18 protein-coding genes are annotated in these 14,915 nt (G+C 69.8%); 8 read left to right on the top strand and 10 right to left on the bottom strand.

Annotated features, from left to right (window positions below):
• Nucleotides 1-19: 19 nt before the first annotated feature.
• Nucleotides 20-871: a 3-hydroxybutyryl-CoA dehydrogenase gene (locus tag PUT80_RS37920; RefSeq protein ID WP_275294998.1), complete on the bottom strand. Its 852-nt coding sequence runs from the start codon at nucleotides 869-871 to the stop codon at nucleotides 20-22.
• A 140-nt stretch (nucleotides 872-1,011) separates the two neighbouring features.
• Between PUT80_RS37920 and PUT80_RS37915 the strand changes: the two genes are divergently transcribed.
• Nucleotides 1,012-1,680, top strand: coding sequence for a TetR/AcrR family transcriptional regulator (locus PUT80_RS37915; RefSeq protein ID WP_037818612.1), 669 nt, complete (start codon nucleotides 1,012-1,014; stop codon nucleotides 1,678-1,680).
• 120 nt (nucleotides 1,681-1,800) lie between these two features.
• Here the strand turns inward: PUT80_RS37915 and PUT80_RS37910 are convergent, their stop codons facing one another.
• The 4 genes from PUT80_RS37910 to PUT80_RS37895 all read right to left on the bottom strand — a co-directional run bounded on the left by PUT80_RS37910 (nucleotide 1,801) and on the right by PUT80_RS37895 (nucleotide 4,739).
• Complete coding sequence (locus PUT80_RS37910; protein WP_275294997.1) at nucleotides 1,801-2,355, bottom strand: YbaB/EbfC family nucleoid-associated protein; 555 nt, start codon at nucleotides 2,353-2,355, stop codon at nucleotides 1,801-1,803.
• Between the two features lies 1 nt (nucleotide 2,356).
• Complete coding sequence (locus PUT80_RS37905) at nucleotides 2,357-3,403, bottom strand: hypothetical protein (protein ID WP_275294996.1); 1,047 nt, start codon at nucleotides 3,401-3,403, stop codon at nucleotides 2,357-2,359.
• 1 nt (nucleotide 3,404) lies between these two features.
• Nucleotides 3,405-3,782, bottom strand: a complete 378-nt coding sequence (locus PUT80_RS37900) for a hypothetical protein (RefSeq protein ID WP_037818608.1) — start codon at nucleotides 3,780-3,782, stop codon at nucleotides 3,405-3,407.
• A 120-nt stretch (nucleotides 3,783-3,902) separates the two neighbouring features.
• Nucleotides 3,903-4,739 (bottom strand): DUF1295 domain-containing protein, encoded by an 837-nt coding sequence (locus PUT80_RS37895; protein ID WP_275294995.1) that lies wholly within the window; start codon nucleotides 4,737-4,739, stop codon nucleotides 3,903-3,905.
• A gap of 51 nt (nucleotides 4,740-4,790) precedes the next feature.
• On the opposite strand from PUT80_RS37895, the gene PUT80_RS37890 reads away from it, so the two are divergent.
• Nucleotides 4,791-5,297: an emopamil-binding family protein gene (locus PUT80_RS37890; protein ID WP_134663457.1), complete on the top strand. Its 507-nt coding sequence runs from the start codon at nucleotides 4,791-4,793 to the stop codon at nucleotides 5,295-5,297.
• Here PUT80_RS37890 and PUT80_RS37885 read toward each other — a convergent pair.
• From PUT80_RS37885 to PUT80_RS37875, 3 genes are read right to left on the bottom strand one after another with little or no spacing between them, the layout of a single operon-like run.
• The gene (locus tag PUT80_RS37885) at nucleotides 5,281-6,780 is read right to left on the bottom strand and encodes an MFS transporter (RefSeq protein WP_275294994.1); all 1,500 of its coding nucleotides are present in this window, start codon (nucleotides 6,778-6,780) and stop codon (nucleotides 5,281-5,283) included. The genes PUT80_RS37890 and PUT80_RS37885 overlap by 17 nt on opposite strands.
• Before the next feature lie 58 nt (nucleotides 6,781-6,838).
• Nucleotides 6,839-7,207, bottom strand: a complete 369-nt coding sequence (locus tag PUT80_RS37880; protein ID WP_037818603.1) for a VOC family protein — start codon at nucleotides 7,205-7,207, stop codon at nucleotides 6,839-6,841.
• A 19-nt stretch (nucleotides 7,208-7,226) separates the two neighbouring features.
• The gene (locus PUT80_RS37875; RefSeq protein ID WP_275294993.1) at nucleotides 7,227-7,766 is read right to left on the bottom strand and encodes a dihydrofolate reductase family protein; all 540 of its coding nucleotides are present in this window, start codon (nucleotides 7,764-7,766) and stop codon (nucleotides 7,227-7,229) included.
• Nucleotides 7,767-7,866: 100 nt separating this feature from the next.
• On the opposite strand from PUT80_RS37875, the gene PUT80_RS37870 reads away from it, so the two are divergent.
• Complete coding sequence (locus tag PUT80_RS37870; RefSeq protein ID WP_275294992.1) at nucleotides 7,867-8,238, top strand: YciI family protein; 372 nt, start codon at nucleotides 7,867-7,869, stop codon at nucleotides 8,236-8,238.
• On the top strand, nucleotides 8,235-9,443 hold the full coding sequence (locus PUT80_RS37865; RefSeq protein ID WP_275295026.1) for a sigma-70 family RNA polymerase sigma factor: 1,209 nt from the start codon (nucleotides 8,235-8,237) through the stop codon (nucleotides 9,441-9,443). The genes PUT80_RS37870 and PUT80_RS37865 overlap by 4 nt, the downstream gene beginning before the upstream one ends.
• Here PUT80_RS37865 and PUT80_RS37860 read toward each other — a convergent pair.
• Nucleotides 9,440-9,991 carry a D-alanyl-D-alanine carboxypeptidase family protein gene (locus tag PUT80_RS37860; RefSeq protein ID WP_275294991.1) on the bottom strand — a complete coding sequence of 184 codons (552 nt, stop codon included), beginning with the start codon at nucleotides 9,989-9,991 and terminating at the stop codon, nucleotides 9,440-9,442. The genes PUT80_RS37865 and PUT80_RS37860 overlap by 4 nt on opposite strands.
• Before the next feature lie 199 nt (nucleotides 9,992-10,190).
• Between PUT80_RS37860 and PUT80_RS37855 the strand changes: the two genes are divergently transcribed.
• Genes PUT80_RS37855 through PUT80_RS37845 form a run of 3 tightly spaced genes read left to right on the top strand, consistent with a single transcriptional unit; the run spans nucleotide 10,191 to nucleotide 12,744 of the window.
• On the top strand, nucleotides 10,191-10,883 hold the full coding sequence (locus tag PUT80_RS37855; RefSeq protein WP_275294990.1) for a response regulator transcription factor: 693 nt from the start codon (nucleotides 10,191-10,193) through the stop codon (nucleotides 10,881-10,883).
• Complete coding sequence (locus tag PUT80_RS37850; RefSeq protein ID WP_275294989.1) at nucleotides 10,880-12,289, top strand: sensor histidine kinase; 1,410 nt, start codon at nucleotides 10,880-10,882, stop codon at nucleotides 12,287-12,289. The genes PUT80_RS37855 and PUT80_RS37850 overlap by 4 nt, the downstream gene beginning before the upstream one ends.
• Nucleotides 12,286-12,744 (top strand): hypothetical protein, encoded by a 459-nt coding sequence (locus PUT80_RS37845; protein WP_275294988.1) that lies wholly within the window; start codon nucleotides 12,286-12,288, stop codon nucleotides 12,742-12,744. The genes PUT80_RS37850 and PUT80_RS37845 overlap by 4 nt, the downstream gene beginning before the upstream one ends.
• 1 nt (nucleotide 12,745) lies before the next feature.
• Here the strand turns inward: PUT80_RS37845 and PUT80_RS37840 are convergent, their stop codons facing one another.
• Nucleotides 12,746-13,915, bottom strand: coding sequence for an MFS transporter (locus PUT80_RS37840; protein ID WP_275294987.1), 1,170 nt, complete (start codon nucleotides 13,913-13,915; stop codon nucleotides 12,746-12,748).
• 101 nt (nucleotides 13,916-14,016) lie between these two features.
• On the opposite strand from PUT80_RS37840, the gene PUT80_RS37835 reads away from it, so the two are divergent.
• On the top strand, nucleotides 14,017-14,613 hold the full coding sequence (locus PUT80_RS37835) for a TetR/AcrR family transcriptional regulator (protein ID WP_037818576.1): 597 nt from the start codon (nucleotides 14,017-14,019) through the stop codon (nucleotides 14,611-14,613).
• Nucleotides 14,614-14,915: the final 302 nt, after the last annotated feature.

Raw genomic sequence — 14,915 nt, 5'->3', positions numbered from 1 at the left:
GGGTTCTCCTCGCCGGAACTCAGTAGGTGTAGAAGCCGCGGCCGGTCTTGCGGCCAAGCAGGCCGGCGTCGACCATGCGGGCCAGCAGCGGCGGCGGCGCGTACAGCGGCTCCTTGAACTCCTCGTACAGCGATTCCGCGACCGCCTTCGTGGTGTCCAGTCCGATCAGGTCGGCCAGCGCGAGCGGGCCCTGCGGGTGCGCGGCACCGCGCACGAGGCCCTCGTCGATGGCTTCCTTCGTCGCGAAACCCGACTCCAGCATGCGCACCGCGGCGAGGATGAACGGGATCAGCAGCGCGTTCACCACGAATCCGGCGCGGTCCTGGCACAGGATGGCGTGCTTGCCGAGGGTCTCCTCGGCGAACTTCCGCGCGCGGTCGGTGGTCTCGTCGCCGGTGAGCAGGCTCGGCACCAGCTCGACCAGCGGCAGCACCGGGACCGGGTTGAAGAAGTGGATGCCGAGCACCTGCGCCGGGCGCTCGGTCGCGGTGCCGAGCTTCATGATCGGGATCGACGAGGTGTTGGAGGCCAGCACCGCGTCCGGCGCGGCGACGATCTTGTCCAGCTTCGCGAACAGCTCCGCCTTGACCGTCTCGTTCTCGACGATCGCCTCGACGACGAGCGTGCGGTCGGCCAGGTCGTCGAGGTCCTCGGTGATCCGGATCCGGTCCAGCACCTCGGCCGCGGACGCGATCTTCCCCTTGCGCTCGGCCCGCCCCAGCGAGGCCTCCAGCCGCGCCCGGCCCGCGTCGGCGGCCGCCCGGCTCGATTCGACCGCCACGACGTCCAGCCCGGCCCGGGCGCACACCTCGGCGATCCCCGCCCCCATCTGGCCGCAGCCGACCACGCCGACGAGCTCCACGTGCCTCACCCATCCCTCCGGTACTTGGTTTCATGATAACGGTACTCAGTACCGACCAGTAGGCGAGAGCGGGGTGGCCCACGTCACCCTGCTCCCGCGCGGCCGCGTCCGATTAGGCTGGCCGCAGCGTGCGTGCGAAAGGTGGCCCGATGCCCGAGAAACCGGCCAAGCAACGGCTGACCGAGGCCGCGTTCGCGCTGTTCGAGGAACGCGGCTACGACCAGACGACGGTGGACGACATCACCGACCGCGCGGGCGTCGGGCGCAGCACGTTCTTCCGTGCGTTCCGGTCCAAAGAGGACGTGATCTTCCCCGACCACGAGGTGCTGCTGAGCGCGATCGAGGCCCGGCTGGCCGGATCCGATCCGCGCACCGCGATCGTCGCGGTCACCGAAGCCGCGCGACTGGTGCTGCGGCATTACGTCGCGGAGGGCGATCTCGCGCTGGCGCGCTACCGGCTCACCCGCAGCGTGCCCGCACTACGCGCGCGCGAAATCGCGGGCACGCGGCAGTATCAACGGCTGTTCCAGGAATTCGTCCACCGCTGGATGGGCGGCGGCGAAGAAACCGCGCTGCGCGCCGAACTCATGGCGGCCGCGGTGGTGACGGCGCACAACCACGTCCTTCGGCGATGGTTGCGGGGGCAGGCTGCGGATCCGGAGGCGGCCTTCGACGCCGCGATGGCGGACACGGTCGCGCTGTTCGGCAATACCGGCGAGACGGAGACGACGGTGGTCGCTTTCCGGACGGGCAAAGACCTTTCCGCGGTGCTGCCGGGGTTGCGCAAGCTGCTCGGTGACGAGGGCACGCTCGGCTGAACGGCTACCACGCCTGGTCGCTCACAAGGAGCGTTCGATGCCGCGATGGCGACACCGGCGATACGGAGACGACGGTGGTCGTCTCCGTATCGGCAAAGACCTTTTCACCGGACTGCTCGGCTACCAAGCCTCGTCGAACCGCACGCCAGCCTCGTACCAATCCTCGTCGCTCACCGGGCGCTCCGGTTCCGCGGAACGTTCGGGGTCGGAGGTGCGGTTGCGGAGGTAGTCGCCCTCGCCCTGCACAGCCGAAGCGGCCGCCGGGTTCCGGGAGACCGCGGGCTTCTCCGGCGCGGCAACGGGTTTCGGCTCGGCAGGCGCGGGAGACGGCCTCGGCTCGGCGGGCGGAGCGAGTCGCCGGGGAGCCGGAGTCGCGGGCGCGGCTTCGGGCGTGAACCCGGCCCGCCACTTCAGGCGGTCCATCACGTATCCGCGGGTGCCGAGCGGAGCCAGCAGCGCCGCCGTGCGGTTCGCCGATTCCCGTTGCGCTTCGGCGTACGTACGCAGCACCAGCGCGGCCAGCTCGTCCGGCGGCAGATTCCGTACTGTGCCGGACAGTTTCAGTCCCGTGAGGACACCGTCGGTGTTGACCGTGGCGGTGACCGCGTCGCCGGGCGAGGACGCCTCGACCGACAACGCGGACAGAGCCTGGATCAGTTCTTCCGGACTGGGCACGTCAGTCCATCGCGGACGGCGACAGCGGCTGCGACACCGAACCGTCCGGCGCGATGTCGACGTTCCGGTCCCGGACCCGCTTTTCGGTGCCCTTCGGGGTGTTCGAGGTCTCGAAGTTGGCCGGGTCGAACGAATCGCCGGGGCTGACGTCGGGCGGGTTCGGCACCGGGGGCAGGTTGACCGACTTCTCGTGGATCTTGTCCGCCAGCCGGCCCGCCGATTCCTGCATGTGCGAACGGATCTTGTCCACGCCGCTGAGGAAGCTCTGGAAAATGTCGTCCGCATTGTCGCCTTCGACCTTCGCCGAGGCCTGTGCCGTCACCTCGGTGAGCCCGGCGCCCGCACCCGCGACAGCGGCCTGTGCGCCGACCGCGCTCATCGACAGGCCGCCCGCCGCGGCCACGGCTCCGCCCGGGATGGCGACCACGGCGAGCATCCCGACCAGAGCGCCGGTGAACGCCACCGCCGCCACCTTGGACCAGGAGATTTCGCCTTCCTTGGCCTTCTCCTTCTGGTACTTCTCGGCGGTTTCCCGGAACGTCAGGGCGAGCGAACTGAGGTCGTCCCGCGCGGCCCACACGCCGTCGCGGGCGGCGACGATGTCGCTCTCCACGACCGTGATCTCCGCAGCGAGCGCCTCGTAAGCCTCCGACAGTCGGTCAAGGTAGGTCTTGACGTCCTCGGCCGCGTTGCCGCGCCACGAGCCCAGCAGTTCCTTCGCCCGGCGCAGTTCGGTGATCGACCCGCGGCTGAGGTTCTTCCACACCGGCTCGTACGAGTTGATCATCGACTGCAGGCCGCCGCCGGTGTCCTTGAGGTCGGCCTCGGAGAACTCCCGGAAGACCTCGGTGACCTTGTCCTGGTACGACTCGTACAGCTCTTTGATCGCAGAGAACTTGAAGAACTCCGCGTAGCGCAGGAATTCCAGCCCGTCGAGCGCGTCGTTGGCGCCCTTGTGCAGATCCTCGCTGATGCCTTCGAGCAGTTCCGCACGCGGACGCCCGTCCGAGCCGCCGCTGAGCCCGAAGTAGTCTTCCTGCTCGCTCACGTCAGCGCACCTCTCCGCCCGCGCGCCGCACCGCGGACTGCGCCTCGGCGTCCGACGCCTCGTACAGCTCCGCCACGCGCTTGAGCGCTTCGCTCGCCTGATGCGTCGTGTAGGCCAGCTTCGCGAGCGCTTCCTCGACCTTCGCGCGGTGGTTCTCGTAGGCCGCCGCGATCTTGGGCATGCCGAGCGATCCGCCGAACGCGGTGGTCGGGCCGCCGCCGAACAGGTCGATCGAGCCGATGATGGCGGCCGGGCCGACCGCGTCGGGCAGGTCCAGCCTGCGCACTCCGCCGCGCGCGGTCTCCGCCGCGTCCCCGGCGTTCGCGACGAACCCGCTCGCCTTGCGCAGGTCGTCGAGGTCGGTTTCGAAACCGATCATGAAACTACCCCCAGTCGTGTGAACCGTGACCCTACCGGGCGAACGGTATCCCTTCCGACTCATCGGACACCGGGGAGGTTCACGGCATTCCCGTGAGGGCGGTCACACCGCGGGCCGGACTCAGTCCGAAGTGGACCCGACGGCGCTTCCGCGGCGGTCGGCCCGGCGCGGGAACCACGGCACGATCGGCGAGACTCGCCGCTGGTAGTCCGCGTACTCGGGGTAGCGGCCGAGGGTGATGCTCTCGGTGAAGATCGTCGAGCCGATGAACAGCGCCGTCAGCAGGACCGCACCGGCGATCGTCCAGGTGACCGCGCCGGCCGCCGAGACGCCGATCAGGAACACCAGCCACCACTGCGCTTGCTCGAAGAAGAAGTTGGGATGCCGGGAAAACCGGAAGAGCCCGGTCTGCGCGAACCGCGGTTCGGGAGTGCGCCCGGCGGCGGTCTCGCGCTTCTTCCACTGGTGGAAGTTCCATTGCTGCTGGTCCGCGATCGTCTCGCCGGCCAGGCACGCGAGAAACGCGACGGCCAGCACGATGTCGGCGGCGCCCAGCGGAGTCTGGTGGTCGAGCGCGGTCCACGCGGGAAGCGTGATGAGCAGCAGGATCACGTTCTGGTAGAGCGTGATGAAGAAGAGGTTGAACAGCTGAAACTGCCACGGCGCCATCCGGCCGCGCAGCACTGCCCAGCGGTAGTCCTCGCCGCCGGGCGCGTAGCCGCCCTTGCGGCCGTAGTTGAACGTGAGCCGCGCGCCCCACAGGAACACGAGCGCGAACAGCAGGTTCAGGCGCGCGTCCGCGAACCCCGCGTGCCCGGCGAAGATGCCGACGTAGGCCACCGGGACGACCGACCAGATCCGGTCCACCCAGGAGTACTCCCTGGTGAGCACCGACAGCAGCCAGCAGCCGGCGCACACGCCCGCGCACACCCAGAGGCACACCTGGAACGCGTTCATGACCGCGACTGTACTGCCGAAATCGCCGCTGCGACGCCCTACAATCCGCCGATGGGCACCACGACGGCGAACCTGCCCCTGCGCGAGCGCAAGATCGACATTTTCTTCGCCGTGATCTTCTCGGCGTTCACGGTGACGTCGCTGATCAGCGACCTGCTGCCGACGGTCGGCGTCGACTTCTCGCGGCCGACCGGCAACTTCTTCGTCGACTCCAACTACTGGTACGCCCACGACGCCGACCCGCTCTTCATGCACCCGCCGGACTGGATGCGGATCGTCACCGGCCTGTCGGCGTTCGTCTACCTCCCGTTCTACGTCGTGCTCGTCTGGTGCCTCGTCGCGGGCCGCAACGGGATCCAGCTGTTCGCGGTGGTCTACGCGACGATGATCGTCACGCTCACCGGGATCGTCGTGTTCGGCGTCGAGTTCTTCGGCGACCCGGCGACGCGCACCGGCAACCCGGCCAAGTTCCTCGCGTTCAACCTCCCCTACGTGCTGGTTCCGTTGCTGCTGCTGGTGCGGATGCGCCGTCCGCTGCCGTTCACGCGGCGGTTCTGACCGCTGCGGCCTTCCGCAGCACCCGTTGTCGACGGCTCGTATAGGCCGCGACCGAACCACACAGCATTGCCAGGAGCGCGACCGAAACCAGTACCTCCGACACCGACCTCACCAGCAGCGAAAGCACCAGCGGGCCAGCCAGTCCGCCGAGCCGGTTGAAGAACGACACCGACCCCGCGACTCGCCCGCGCAGGCCGTCGTCGGCCACATCGGCGGCGACTGGCAGGAACACCGCCGCCATCGTGTTGACGCCCAGCAAGGCGACCGTCAGCACCGCAGCCGACAGCCACGGCGCGGTTACCGCCCATCCCGACACCGCGAGCGCCAACAGCAATATCGTGACGCAGACGGCCAGCCGCACCGTGACGCCGATCGGGCCGAAGCGGCGGTAGCCGAGGACCAGCAGTCCCGCGCACAGCACCATCGCCACCGCGGATCCGGTCAGCAGGGCGTTCGCCGTGGTCAGCGGGAGGCCGCCGACGCGGGACAGGGTCGGCACCCAGGTGGTCAGGCCGAATGTGGTCAAGCCGATCGAGAAGGCGAACACCCATTGCAGCCGGGTCGTGAGCGTGTTCCGCGCCAGCCAGTTGTCCTCCGCCGCGGCGGGCGCGCGGGTGCTCCGCTGATTCGGGATGACGGCTGCCGCGGCGGCCAGCAGCAGCCCGGTCGGAGCGCCGATGAGCCACAGCACCCGCCAGCCGAAGACAGGCTCCAGCCACAACGCGGAACCGGACGCGACCAGGTAGCCGATCGCGGTCGCGAGGATCGACAGGCCGGTGACCGCCGCTCCCCTGCCCGGCCCCGGGAAGAGGTCGCTGAGCACCGTGATCAGCATCGGAGCCAGCCCGCCGACGGCGATGCCCATCAGGAAGCACATCACCACGTTGCCGCCGAAATCCGGCATGGTGCCGCACATGCTCGTGGCGGTGAACCCGAGCGTGGCGAGCAGATAACAGGCCCGGCGGCCGATGCGCTCGGCCAGCCTGCTGCACAGCAACGCGCCCAGCGCCGTGCCGGACAGCCCGCTCACCGCCAGCAGCGACGCGGTCGAGGCGTCGATGCCGTATTCCGTGCGCAGGCCGGGGATGACGAACCCCAGCGTCGACGTCTTGCTGATGTCGATCGTGAGCGCGGCGGTGGCGACCACCGCGATCGTCCGCCTTCCCCGGACCGTTTGCGGAGGCAGGACAGCCGGGACCGCTGGGACCGCGCCCTGCCGCGTCCGGCCGAGGACGAGCGCGGCTCCCAGCGCGAGGAGCAATGCCGCGCCGGCGACGAACATTTCCGGCATGTCGGCCAGCGCCATGCCGTGCAGCCGCCGGTCGGCTGTCGAACCCGGCGGACCCATCGCGTCCATCGAGTCCATTCCGGGCATCGTGAAAGCCCGGAAAAAGCCCATTGCCGAAGCGGCCACGACCACCGCCGCCGCCAGCGCGAGCACTCCCCGCCAGCTCGTGCGAGCCGGCCCCGAAACTGTCGTCATGCCTCCAACTTCTCATCCGGGCGCGCGTTCCGGCATCTTCAGTTTTTCGGTCCTGTCCTCAGTTTTCCTGAAGCACGGAAAGAATATTCCGCGCCGGATCGCGGAACCACGCGATCAGTGGACCGCCGAGCCGGAAAATGCCTTTTTCGTCGACGCCGTCGAACGGTTCGAAGGAAACCCCGGCCGCGCCGAGGTCCGCGACTGCCTGGTCGATGTCGTCCACCGGGAAGTTGAGAATGGTGTACTCGGCCGGAACGTGCTTGTCGCCCTTCGGGTAGACGAGGACTTCACGCCCTTCCGCGAGACGCAGCCGCAGCATCCCCCAGTTTTCAGTGACCTCGATGCCGAGCGTCTCGGCGTAGAACTTCCGCGCGGCCGGGATGTCGTCGACGGAGAAACCGCTGAATGCCTTGCTGGTGTCGAACATTTTTCCTCCTGGATAATTGTCAGTGCCGAGGGAGGTAAGTCACGCAGAGGACGCCATTGCCGAACGTCCGGGAAGCGACGAGTTCGAGGTCAGCCCGGGAAGAAGCCGTCGAGAACAGCCGCTCGCCCGAACCGAGCACGATCGGGTGGATCAGCAGGTTCAGCTCGTCGAGCAAGCCCGTCAGCAGCAGCGACCGCACGAGCCGCGGGCTGCCGGGAATGTGGATGTTCTTGCCCGGCTTGCTCTTCAGCGCGGTCAACTCGGCCGCCACATCAGGGCCGAGCAACGTCGAACCACTCCACGCCACTTCCGTGAGCGTGCTCGACACGACGTACTTCGAGGTGTTGTTCAGGAACGCGGCCATCGGCGACGAGTCGCCCAGCGCGGGCCACATCCGGGCGAAGTCCGCGTAGGTGTTCCGGCCAAGCAGGACGGCGTCCGATTCGGCGATGCCGGCGCGGATCACCTCGTCCGCCTCGTGGTTCAGCATCATCCACTCCGGCGGCGACTCGGTCGCCCCGTCCAGCGAAACCGACAGTCCGGCCACGATCTTCCGCACGGCTATGCTCCTTCTTCAGCTGACCTGGACACGGGGGACGTCGGAGCCGGAATCCGCGAGGCGACAACCGGCGGCGAAAAAGTTTTCGGAGGGGGCCGTCGTGCGGTACCTGATCATGATCCACAGCAACCCGCGGTTCCGGGCGCTCTGGGAGGAGTTCTCGGACGAGCAGAAGGCCGCGTTCGGCCGGAGCCACCTCGCGCTCGACCGGGCGCTCGAGGAGTCCGGCGAGCTGGTGCTCAGCGACGGGCTGGCCGATCCCGCCGAAGCCAAGTGCGTCACCGTGCAGGATGGCAAGGCGGTAGCGAGCGACGGGTCGTTCGCCGAGGTCAAGGAGCATCTGGTCGGCTTCTACCTGGTCGAATGCGAGAGCATGGAGCGGGCGCTGGAGCACGCCGCGCGGGTGCCGGACGCGCTGTACGGCAAGGTCGAGGTACGGCCGATCCGCAACGTGAAAGAGCTGGATCTCTGACTCCCCCGGCCGGTTTCGAACAGCTCCTGCGCGACCTCGCGCCGCAGGTGCTCACCGCTGTCTGCCGCCGGTTCGGCGATTTCACGCTCTGCGAGGACGCGGTGCAGGAAGCGCTGCTGTCGGCTGCCGTGAAATGGCCGGAACAGGGCCTGCCGGACAACCCCAAGAGCTGGCTGATCACCGCGGCCGCACGCCGGCGCATCGACATCGAGCGCAGCGAGTCCGCCCGACGGCAGCGCGAGCAGACGGTCGCCGCGCTGGCGGTGCCCCAACCGGAACTGGCCTCGACCGAGGACGACACGCTGACCCTGCTGATGCTGTGCTGTCACCCCGAACTCGCCAAGCCGTCGCAGCTCGCGTTGACGCTGCGCGCGGTCGGCGGCCTCACCACCGCGGAGATCGGCCGGGCGCTGCTGGTTCCGGAGAAAACCGTGAGCCAGCGGATCAACCGGGCGAAGAAACGGCTCAGCGGGGCCCGGTTCCGGATGCCGCCGCCGGGCGAACGGGCCGAGCGGATGGCCGCGGTGCTGCAGGTGCTGTACCTGATCTTCACCGAGGGGCACACCGCCAGTTCCGGGACCGCTGTCAACCGGGTCGAGCTGACCGCCGAGGCGATCCGGCTGACCCGGCAGCTGCACGCGCAGGTCCCCGACGACGGCGAGGTCGCCGGGCTGCTCGCGCTCATGCTGCTCACCGACGCCCGGCGCCCCGCGCGGACCCAGTCGGACGGTGCCGCCGTGCCGCTGGCCGAGCAGGACCGCACCCGCTGGGACGCCGCCGCGATCGCCGAAGGGCTCGACCTGATCGGGAAAACCCTGGTCACCGCCCAGCTCGGGCCGTATCAGCTCGAGGCCGCGATCGCCGCCGTGCACGCCGAGGCGGCCCGCGCCGAGGACACCGACTGGCCGCAGATCCTCGCCCTCTACGACCTGCTGCTCGCCCTCGCGCCGAGTCCGGTCGCGGCACTGAACCGGATCGTTCCGGTCGCGATGGTCCACGGCGCCCGCGAAGGGTTGCGGCAGTTGGACGAGATCGCCGGACTGGACGAACACCACCGCGTCGACGTCGTGCGCGCGCACCTGCTCGACCTGGCGGGCGAGCCCGAGCAAGCTCGGGGCTATTACCGTTCCGCGGCACGGAAAACGCTCTGCGTTCCCGAGCGGAGATACCTGGAATCCCGTGCCGCGCACGGGAAATCGCCCTAGCTGGCGGCCCGCGCCATCGACAACGGACGCAGCGCTCCCGGGTCCGGCAACCGCATCGGCACGGTGTCCGCGTGGTACTCGAAGTGCCACCATTCGTTGTCGTAGCGGCGATACAGCCGGTATTCCGCGCCGTGCCGCTCCAGCCACGCCGCGCCTTCGGTCGGACGTACGTCGAGCGCTGTGCCGCGAACGTGTGCCGACTCGTGCGGTGGCAGCACCCGACGCCGGGCCGCGGTGACGGAGCCGGTGCGGTGTACCTCTTCGGCGAACAGCCGGTGCTGGTGCGCGGCATCGCGGTGGCCCGAGGTGAGGCCGATGAGCTGATGGTCTCGCCAGAACGCCTCGGCGCGCGCCGCGGTGAAGGCCGCGCGGGCCGGTTCGCTCAGGCCCGCCAGGTCCTCGGCCGGGTAGCGCATCGCGAGCGCCCACTGGCAGGCCAGGTAGCGGCCGCGGCCGGGCGAACGCAGGAACGCGGCCGGGAGCAGCGTCAGCGCCAGAAGACGGGTGACGGCCGCGAGGACCCGGGGCCGGCGAAGCGACTCGATCATGGGGTCCACTTTCGGGCCCCAGTGTGCGCGCACTGCGCTCGGAGTTTGACAGCTCTGTAACAGTTCGCCGCGGCGGCGCTGTTACCGAACGATGACACGGCACGCACCGCGCGGGGATCCGGGCCGGGCAGGCTGGGCTCCGGCCGTCCGCTGTGGACTGTCCGGGCGGCCGGACGGGCGGACTGCGATAGTGGGAGACATGCCGAGGGTGCTGCTGATCGAAGACGACCAGGCCGTGCGCGACGGCCTGCGGCTGGCCCTGACGTACCAGGGCCACACGGTCGACGCGGTGGAGACCGGAGAGGAAGGCCTCGCCCGGCTCGCCGGGGACCCGGCCGACGTCGTGGTCCTCGACCTCATGCTGCCCGGGATGGACGGCTTCGAGGTCTGCCGCCGCATCCGCGCCGCCGGCGACCTGCCGATCATCATGCTCACCGCCCGCAACGACGACATCGACGTGGTGGCCGGGCTCGAAGCCGGAGCCGACGACTACGTCGTCAAACCCGCGCAGGCCCGGGTGCTGGAGGCGCGCATCCGCGCGGTGCTGCGCCGGACCGGCGGCGAACCGCGCAGCGCGGACGCGAAACCGGGCCCGGAACGGCACGGAGACCTGACGATCGACCGTGAAGGCCTCGTGGTCAGCAAGCACGGCACGGTGATCGGGCTCGCGCCGACCGAACTGCGGCTGCTGCTGGAACTGTCGTCGGTGCCCGGGCGCGTGCTGAGCCGTCAGCAGCTGCTCGAATCCGTGTGGGACCAGGGCTATCTCGGCGATTCGCGGCTCGTCGACGCGTGCGTGCAGCGGCTGCGCGCCAAAATCGAGGACGACCCGGCGAAACCGGTGTACGTCCAGACCCTGCGCGGTTTCGGCTATCGCTTCGGGCCGCTGTGACCGGCTGGCGGCTGCGCGGGCTGCGCACCCGGCTGCTGGTGGCTTTTGCACTGCTGAGCGTGTTCACCGCGATGGCCGTCGCCGGGATCGGCTACGTGCAGGCAAGGAACGGGATCCTGCAGCGCACCCAGGACAACGCCGCCACCGAGATGACGAACCAGCTCAAGCAGCTGTACCCGCTCCCCCGGCAGCCGGTGGACACGAGCGCGCTGCAATCGGTCGCCGACCGGCTGAACGGCCGGAAAACGGCCGCGCTGGTGACGAGCGGCGGCCACAGCGCGGGCGACATGCCCGCCTCGGTGATCACGCCGGAACTGCGGGCGGTCGTGCGGTCCGGGCGGGTCGCGTGGCAGCGCGTGGACGTCGGCGGCGTGACACAGCTGCTGTTGGGCTCGCCGTTGCTGATCTCGACCGGCGACCGGCGGAATCCGACGATCCCGTCCGGCATCGAGATCTACGAACTGCGCAATCTCGACGCGGAAATCGACGCGGTGAACCGGCTGGCCAGGGACGCGTGGCTCGCCGGCGGGGCCGCGCTGGTGGTGGCGTTGATCCTCGCCGTGCTGGCCGCAGGCAGCGTGTTACGACCGGTCGGCGAGCTGCAACGCGCGGCGCGCAGGCTCGGCGCGGGCGACCTCGATGCCCGGATCGCCGTCCGCGGCAGTGACGAACTGGCGAGCGTCGCCGAGACGTTCAACGCGACCGCCGACTCGCTGCAACGCCACGTCGGCGAACTGCGCCGGATGGAAGCCGACGCACGACGGTTCGTCGCCGACGTGTCCCACGAACTGCGCACGCCGCTCGCCGCGATGACCGCGGTCACCGACATGCTCGACGCCGAAGCGAAGCGGCTGCCGGACGCCGCGGGCGAGGCGGTGCGGCTGGTCAGCCAAGAAACCCACAACCTGACGCGGTTGGTGAACGACCTGATCGAGGTCACCCGGTTCGACTCCGGCACCGCTTCGCTCGAGGTGGACGACGTCGACGTGGCCGAGGCGGTTCGCGCAACGCTGCGAGCGCGCGGTTTCGCGGTGGAGACCGACCTGCCGGAAGGGATCCGGGCGCGGGTCGATCCGCGTCGGCTCGACGTGATCGTGGCCAACCTCGTCGGGAACGCGTTGCGGCACGGCGCGGAGCCGGTGACCGTGCGATTGCGGGGCGACCAGGCGGGGGTCACGCTCACCGTCGAGGATTCCGGCCCCGGCTTGGACGAGGAGGTGCTTCCGCACGTGTTTTCCCGGTTCTACAAGGCGGATACCGCTCGCAGCCGGTCGGAAGGGAGCGGGCTCGGGCTCGCGATCGCCTGGGAGAACGCGCGGCTGCACCAAGGGGAACTGACCGCGGGCAACCGGCCCGAAGGCGGCGCGGTGTTCACCTTGCGGCTGCCTCGGGAGGTACGGCGATGAAGCGGTGGCTGGCGTTGCTCGCGGTCTTGGTGCTGGCGAACGGCTGCGGGGTGCGGCCCAGCGGGGTGATCCCCGGGGAGAACGCGCCCAGCGGCCCGCCGAACGGGAACAACGGGCACACGGCGACGGTGTATTTCGTGCTGAACGGCAAGGTCGTTCCGGTGGTGCGCACCGGTATCGGCGACGTGGCCGCGGACCGGGTCCGCGCGCTGGAGCGAGGGCCGGACGAGGACGAACGGGCCAGCGGTTACACGACGGAGCTTCCGCCGTCGTTCGAACCGATCGCCATCGGGGTCTCGGACGCGGAGATCGGCGTGAACGTCCGGGAACTGTCGCCGAACGCGGTCGCGCAGATCGTGTGTACGGTGGTCGCGGCAGGCGGGGGCGGGGAGTCCGGAACGGTCGCGCTGTCCGGCGGAGGCCAGGCCCTGGAGCCGCGGGCCTGCGGCGGATGACTCAGCCGCGGGGCTTCATCGCGGACGCGAACACTACCGCCACCAGGCACAATGCCAGCGGAAGCAGGAACGCGACGTTCAGCGGCACCCAGTGCGCCAGCCCGCCGATGATCGCCGGGCCGGCCAGCAGCCCGACGTAGCCGACGCCGACCACCCGCGCCATCAGCGCCCCCGACGCGCGTTTGTCCAGGTTGCCCGCCGCGGTGAACAGCTGCGGGACGCCCCCGGACAGCCCGAGCCCGAACAACGCCCAGCCGCACAACGACAGCGGCACCCACGGCGCGAGCGACGCGATCGCCAGTCCCAGCGCGGCGAGCCCGCTGCCGTAACGGACCACCGCGACCGGTCCGGCCAGCGCGGCCACCCGGTCGGTCGCGAACCGGCCGACGGTCATCGCTACCGCGAACGAGCCGTAAGCCAGGGCGGCGGTGCTTTCGGACGTCCCCAGCCCGTCCCGGAGATACAGCGCGGCCCAGTCGTTCGCGACGCCCTCGGACAGCATCAGCGCGAAAGCCAGCAGACCGAGCAGCCACACCACGCGCATCGGGGTGCGGGCCGGTTTGGCTTCCTCGGTGGTTTCTTCGGCGGTCTCCTCTGACGAGTCGAGCAAGTACCGGCGGACCACCAGCGAAACCACGATGCACAGGACTCCGGTACCGCCGAGCGACACGAGCGTCGGCACGCCCGCGCCCAGCACCGCCGCACCGACGACGGCCGCGATCGCACCGCCGATCGACCACATCGCGTGGAAGGCCGCCATGATCGGCCGCGGATAAGCGCGTTCGACGACCACCGCGTGCGCGTTCATCGCGACGTCCAGTGAGCCGTTGAAGAACCCGAACGCCGCGAGCGCGAGCCCGAGCGTCCACCAGTTCGCCGCGAACCCCGGCACCACCACCGCGACCCCGACGAGCACCCCCGCGACGGACACCACCCGCGGATGCCCGAACCGGTCCGCGAGCGGCCCGGTGACCTGCATCCCGATCAGCGCCGATCCGCCGAGCACGAGCAGCAGCGCCCCGAGCGCGGTGTGCGAGACGCCGGTCGCGCGCTCGATCACCGGGATGTGCACCACCCACATGCCGACCGCGAACCCGCACAGGGCGAACACGATCCAGGTGCCGACGCGCGCCGCGCGGGGCAGCACCGGGGGCGGGGAAAGCTCGGTCATCGGGCTCGGCTCCTCTTCGGGGGTCGGGTCCAGTCAGGAACACGGGTGCGGGACGGGCTGGGGCATGATGGGCGGGTGGAAGCCGAACCGATCGCCGCGCCGTGAGCGAGGGCTACCTGAAGGGCAGAATCCGCCGGGACGACATCGTGTCGGCGGCCGCCGCGGTGTACGGCGAGGCCGGCTACCACGGTGCGTCGCTGCGGGAAATAGCCAAACGAGCAGGCATCACCCACGCCGGCTTGCTGTACCACTTCCCGACGAAGGAAGCGCTGCTCGCGGCAGTCCTGGAACGCCGCGACGCCGAGGACGCCGTCCGGGAACAACTCTCCGCCCCGCCCGGCCTGGAAGTCCTGCGCCGCTTCATCGCGCTGGCCGAATACAACATCCGCCACCGGGGCATCGTCGAGGTGTACTCCCGCCTCGCCGCCGAAGCCGTGTCGGAAGACCACCCCGCACACGCCTACTTCGCCCGCCATTACCGCGAGGCCCGCGAGAGCATCGCCCAGTCGTTCCGCGCGCTCGCCGAAACAGGCGAGCTGCGCCCCGGCACGGACCCGGACTTGGCGGCACTCACCTTCATCGCACTGATGGACGGCCTCCAGGTCCAGTGGCTCACCACCCCCACGCAAGTAGATGCAGTCGGTTCCCTCCGCCTCTCTCTGCAAACTCTCCTGACCGTCCCCCTGTTCCCGAAATAGGCGAAACCCGGAAATCCACCCCTGGATGGCGGATCTCCGCCAGCGCCGTCCGTGAGGGCCACCCTCATTGACTCTGATTCCCTCAGGGTTCCCCTCACGACCCTCCACCAGGTCGTGAGGTGCCTCTTCACTGACTCTGATTCCCTCAAGGAGCCCTTCACAGACCGTCCCGCCACCTGACCGGATGCCGCCCCAATGCGGCATTGGTTGCGTCCCACGCACCGAACGCCACATTGGGTGCATCCCACGCACCCAATGCCACATTGGGGCGCAAGCCCCCCGACCCCACCCCCCCGCAGCCG

Origin of the sequence: Amycolatopsis sp. La24 (assembly GCF_029087445.1) — a bacterium.
Classification (GTDB): domain Bacteria; phylum Actinomycetota; class Actinomycetes; order Mycobacteriales; family Pseudonocardiaceae; genus Amycolatopsis; species Amycolatopsis nivea.
Note: the sequence above shows the minus strand (reverse complement) of the source record. Positions and strands in the feature narration are given on the sequence as shown.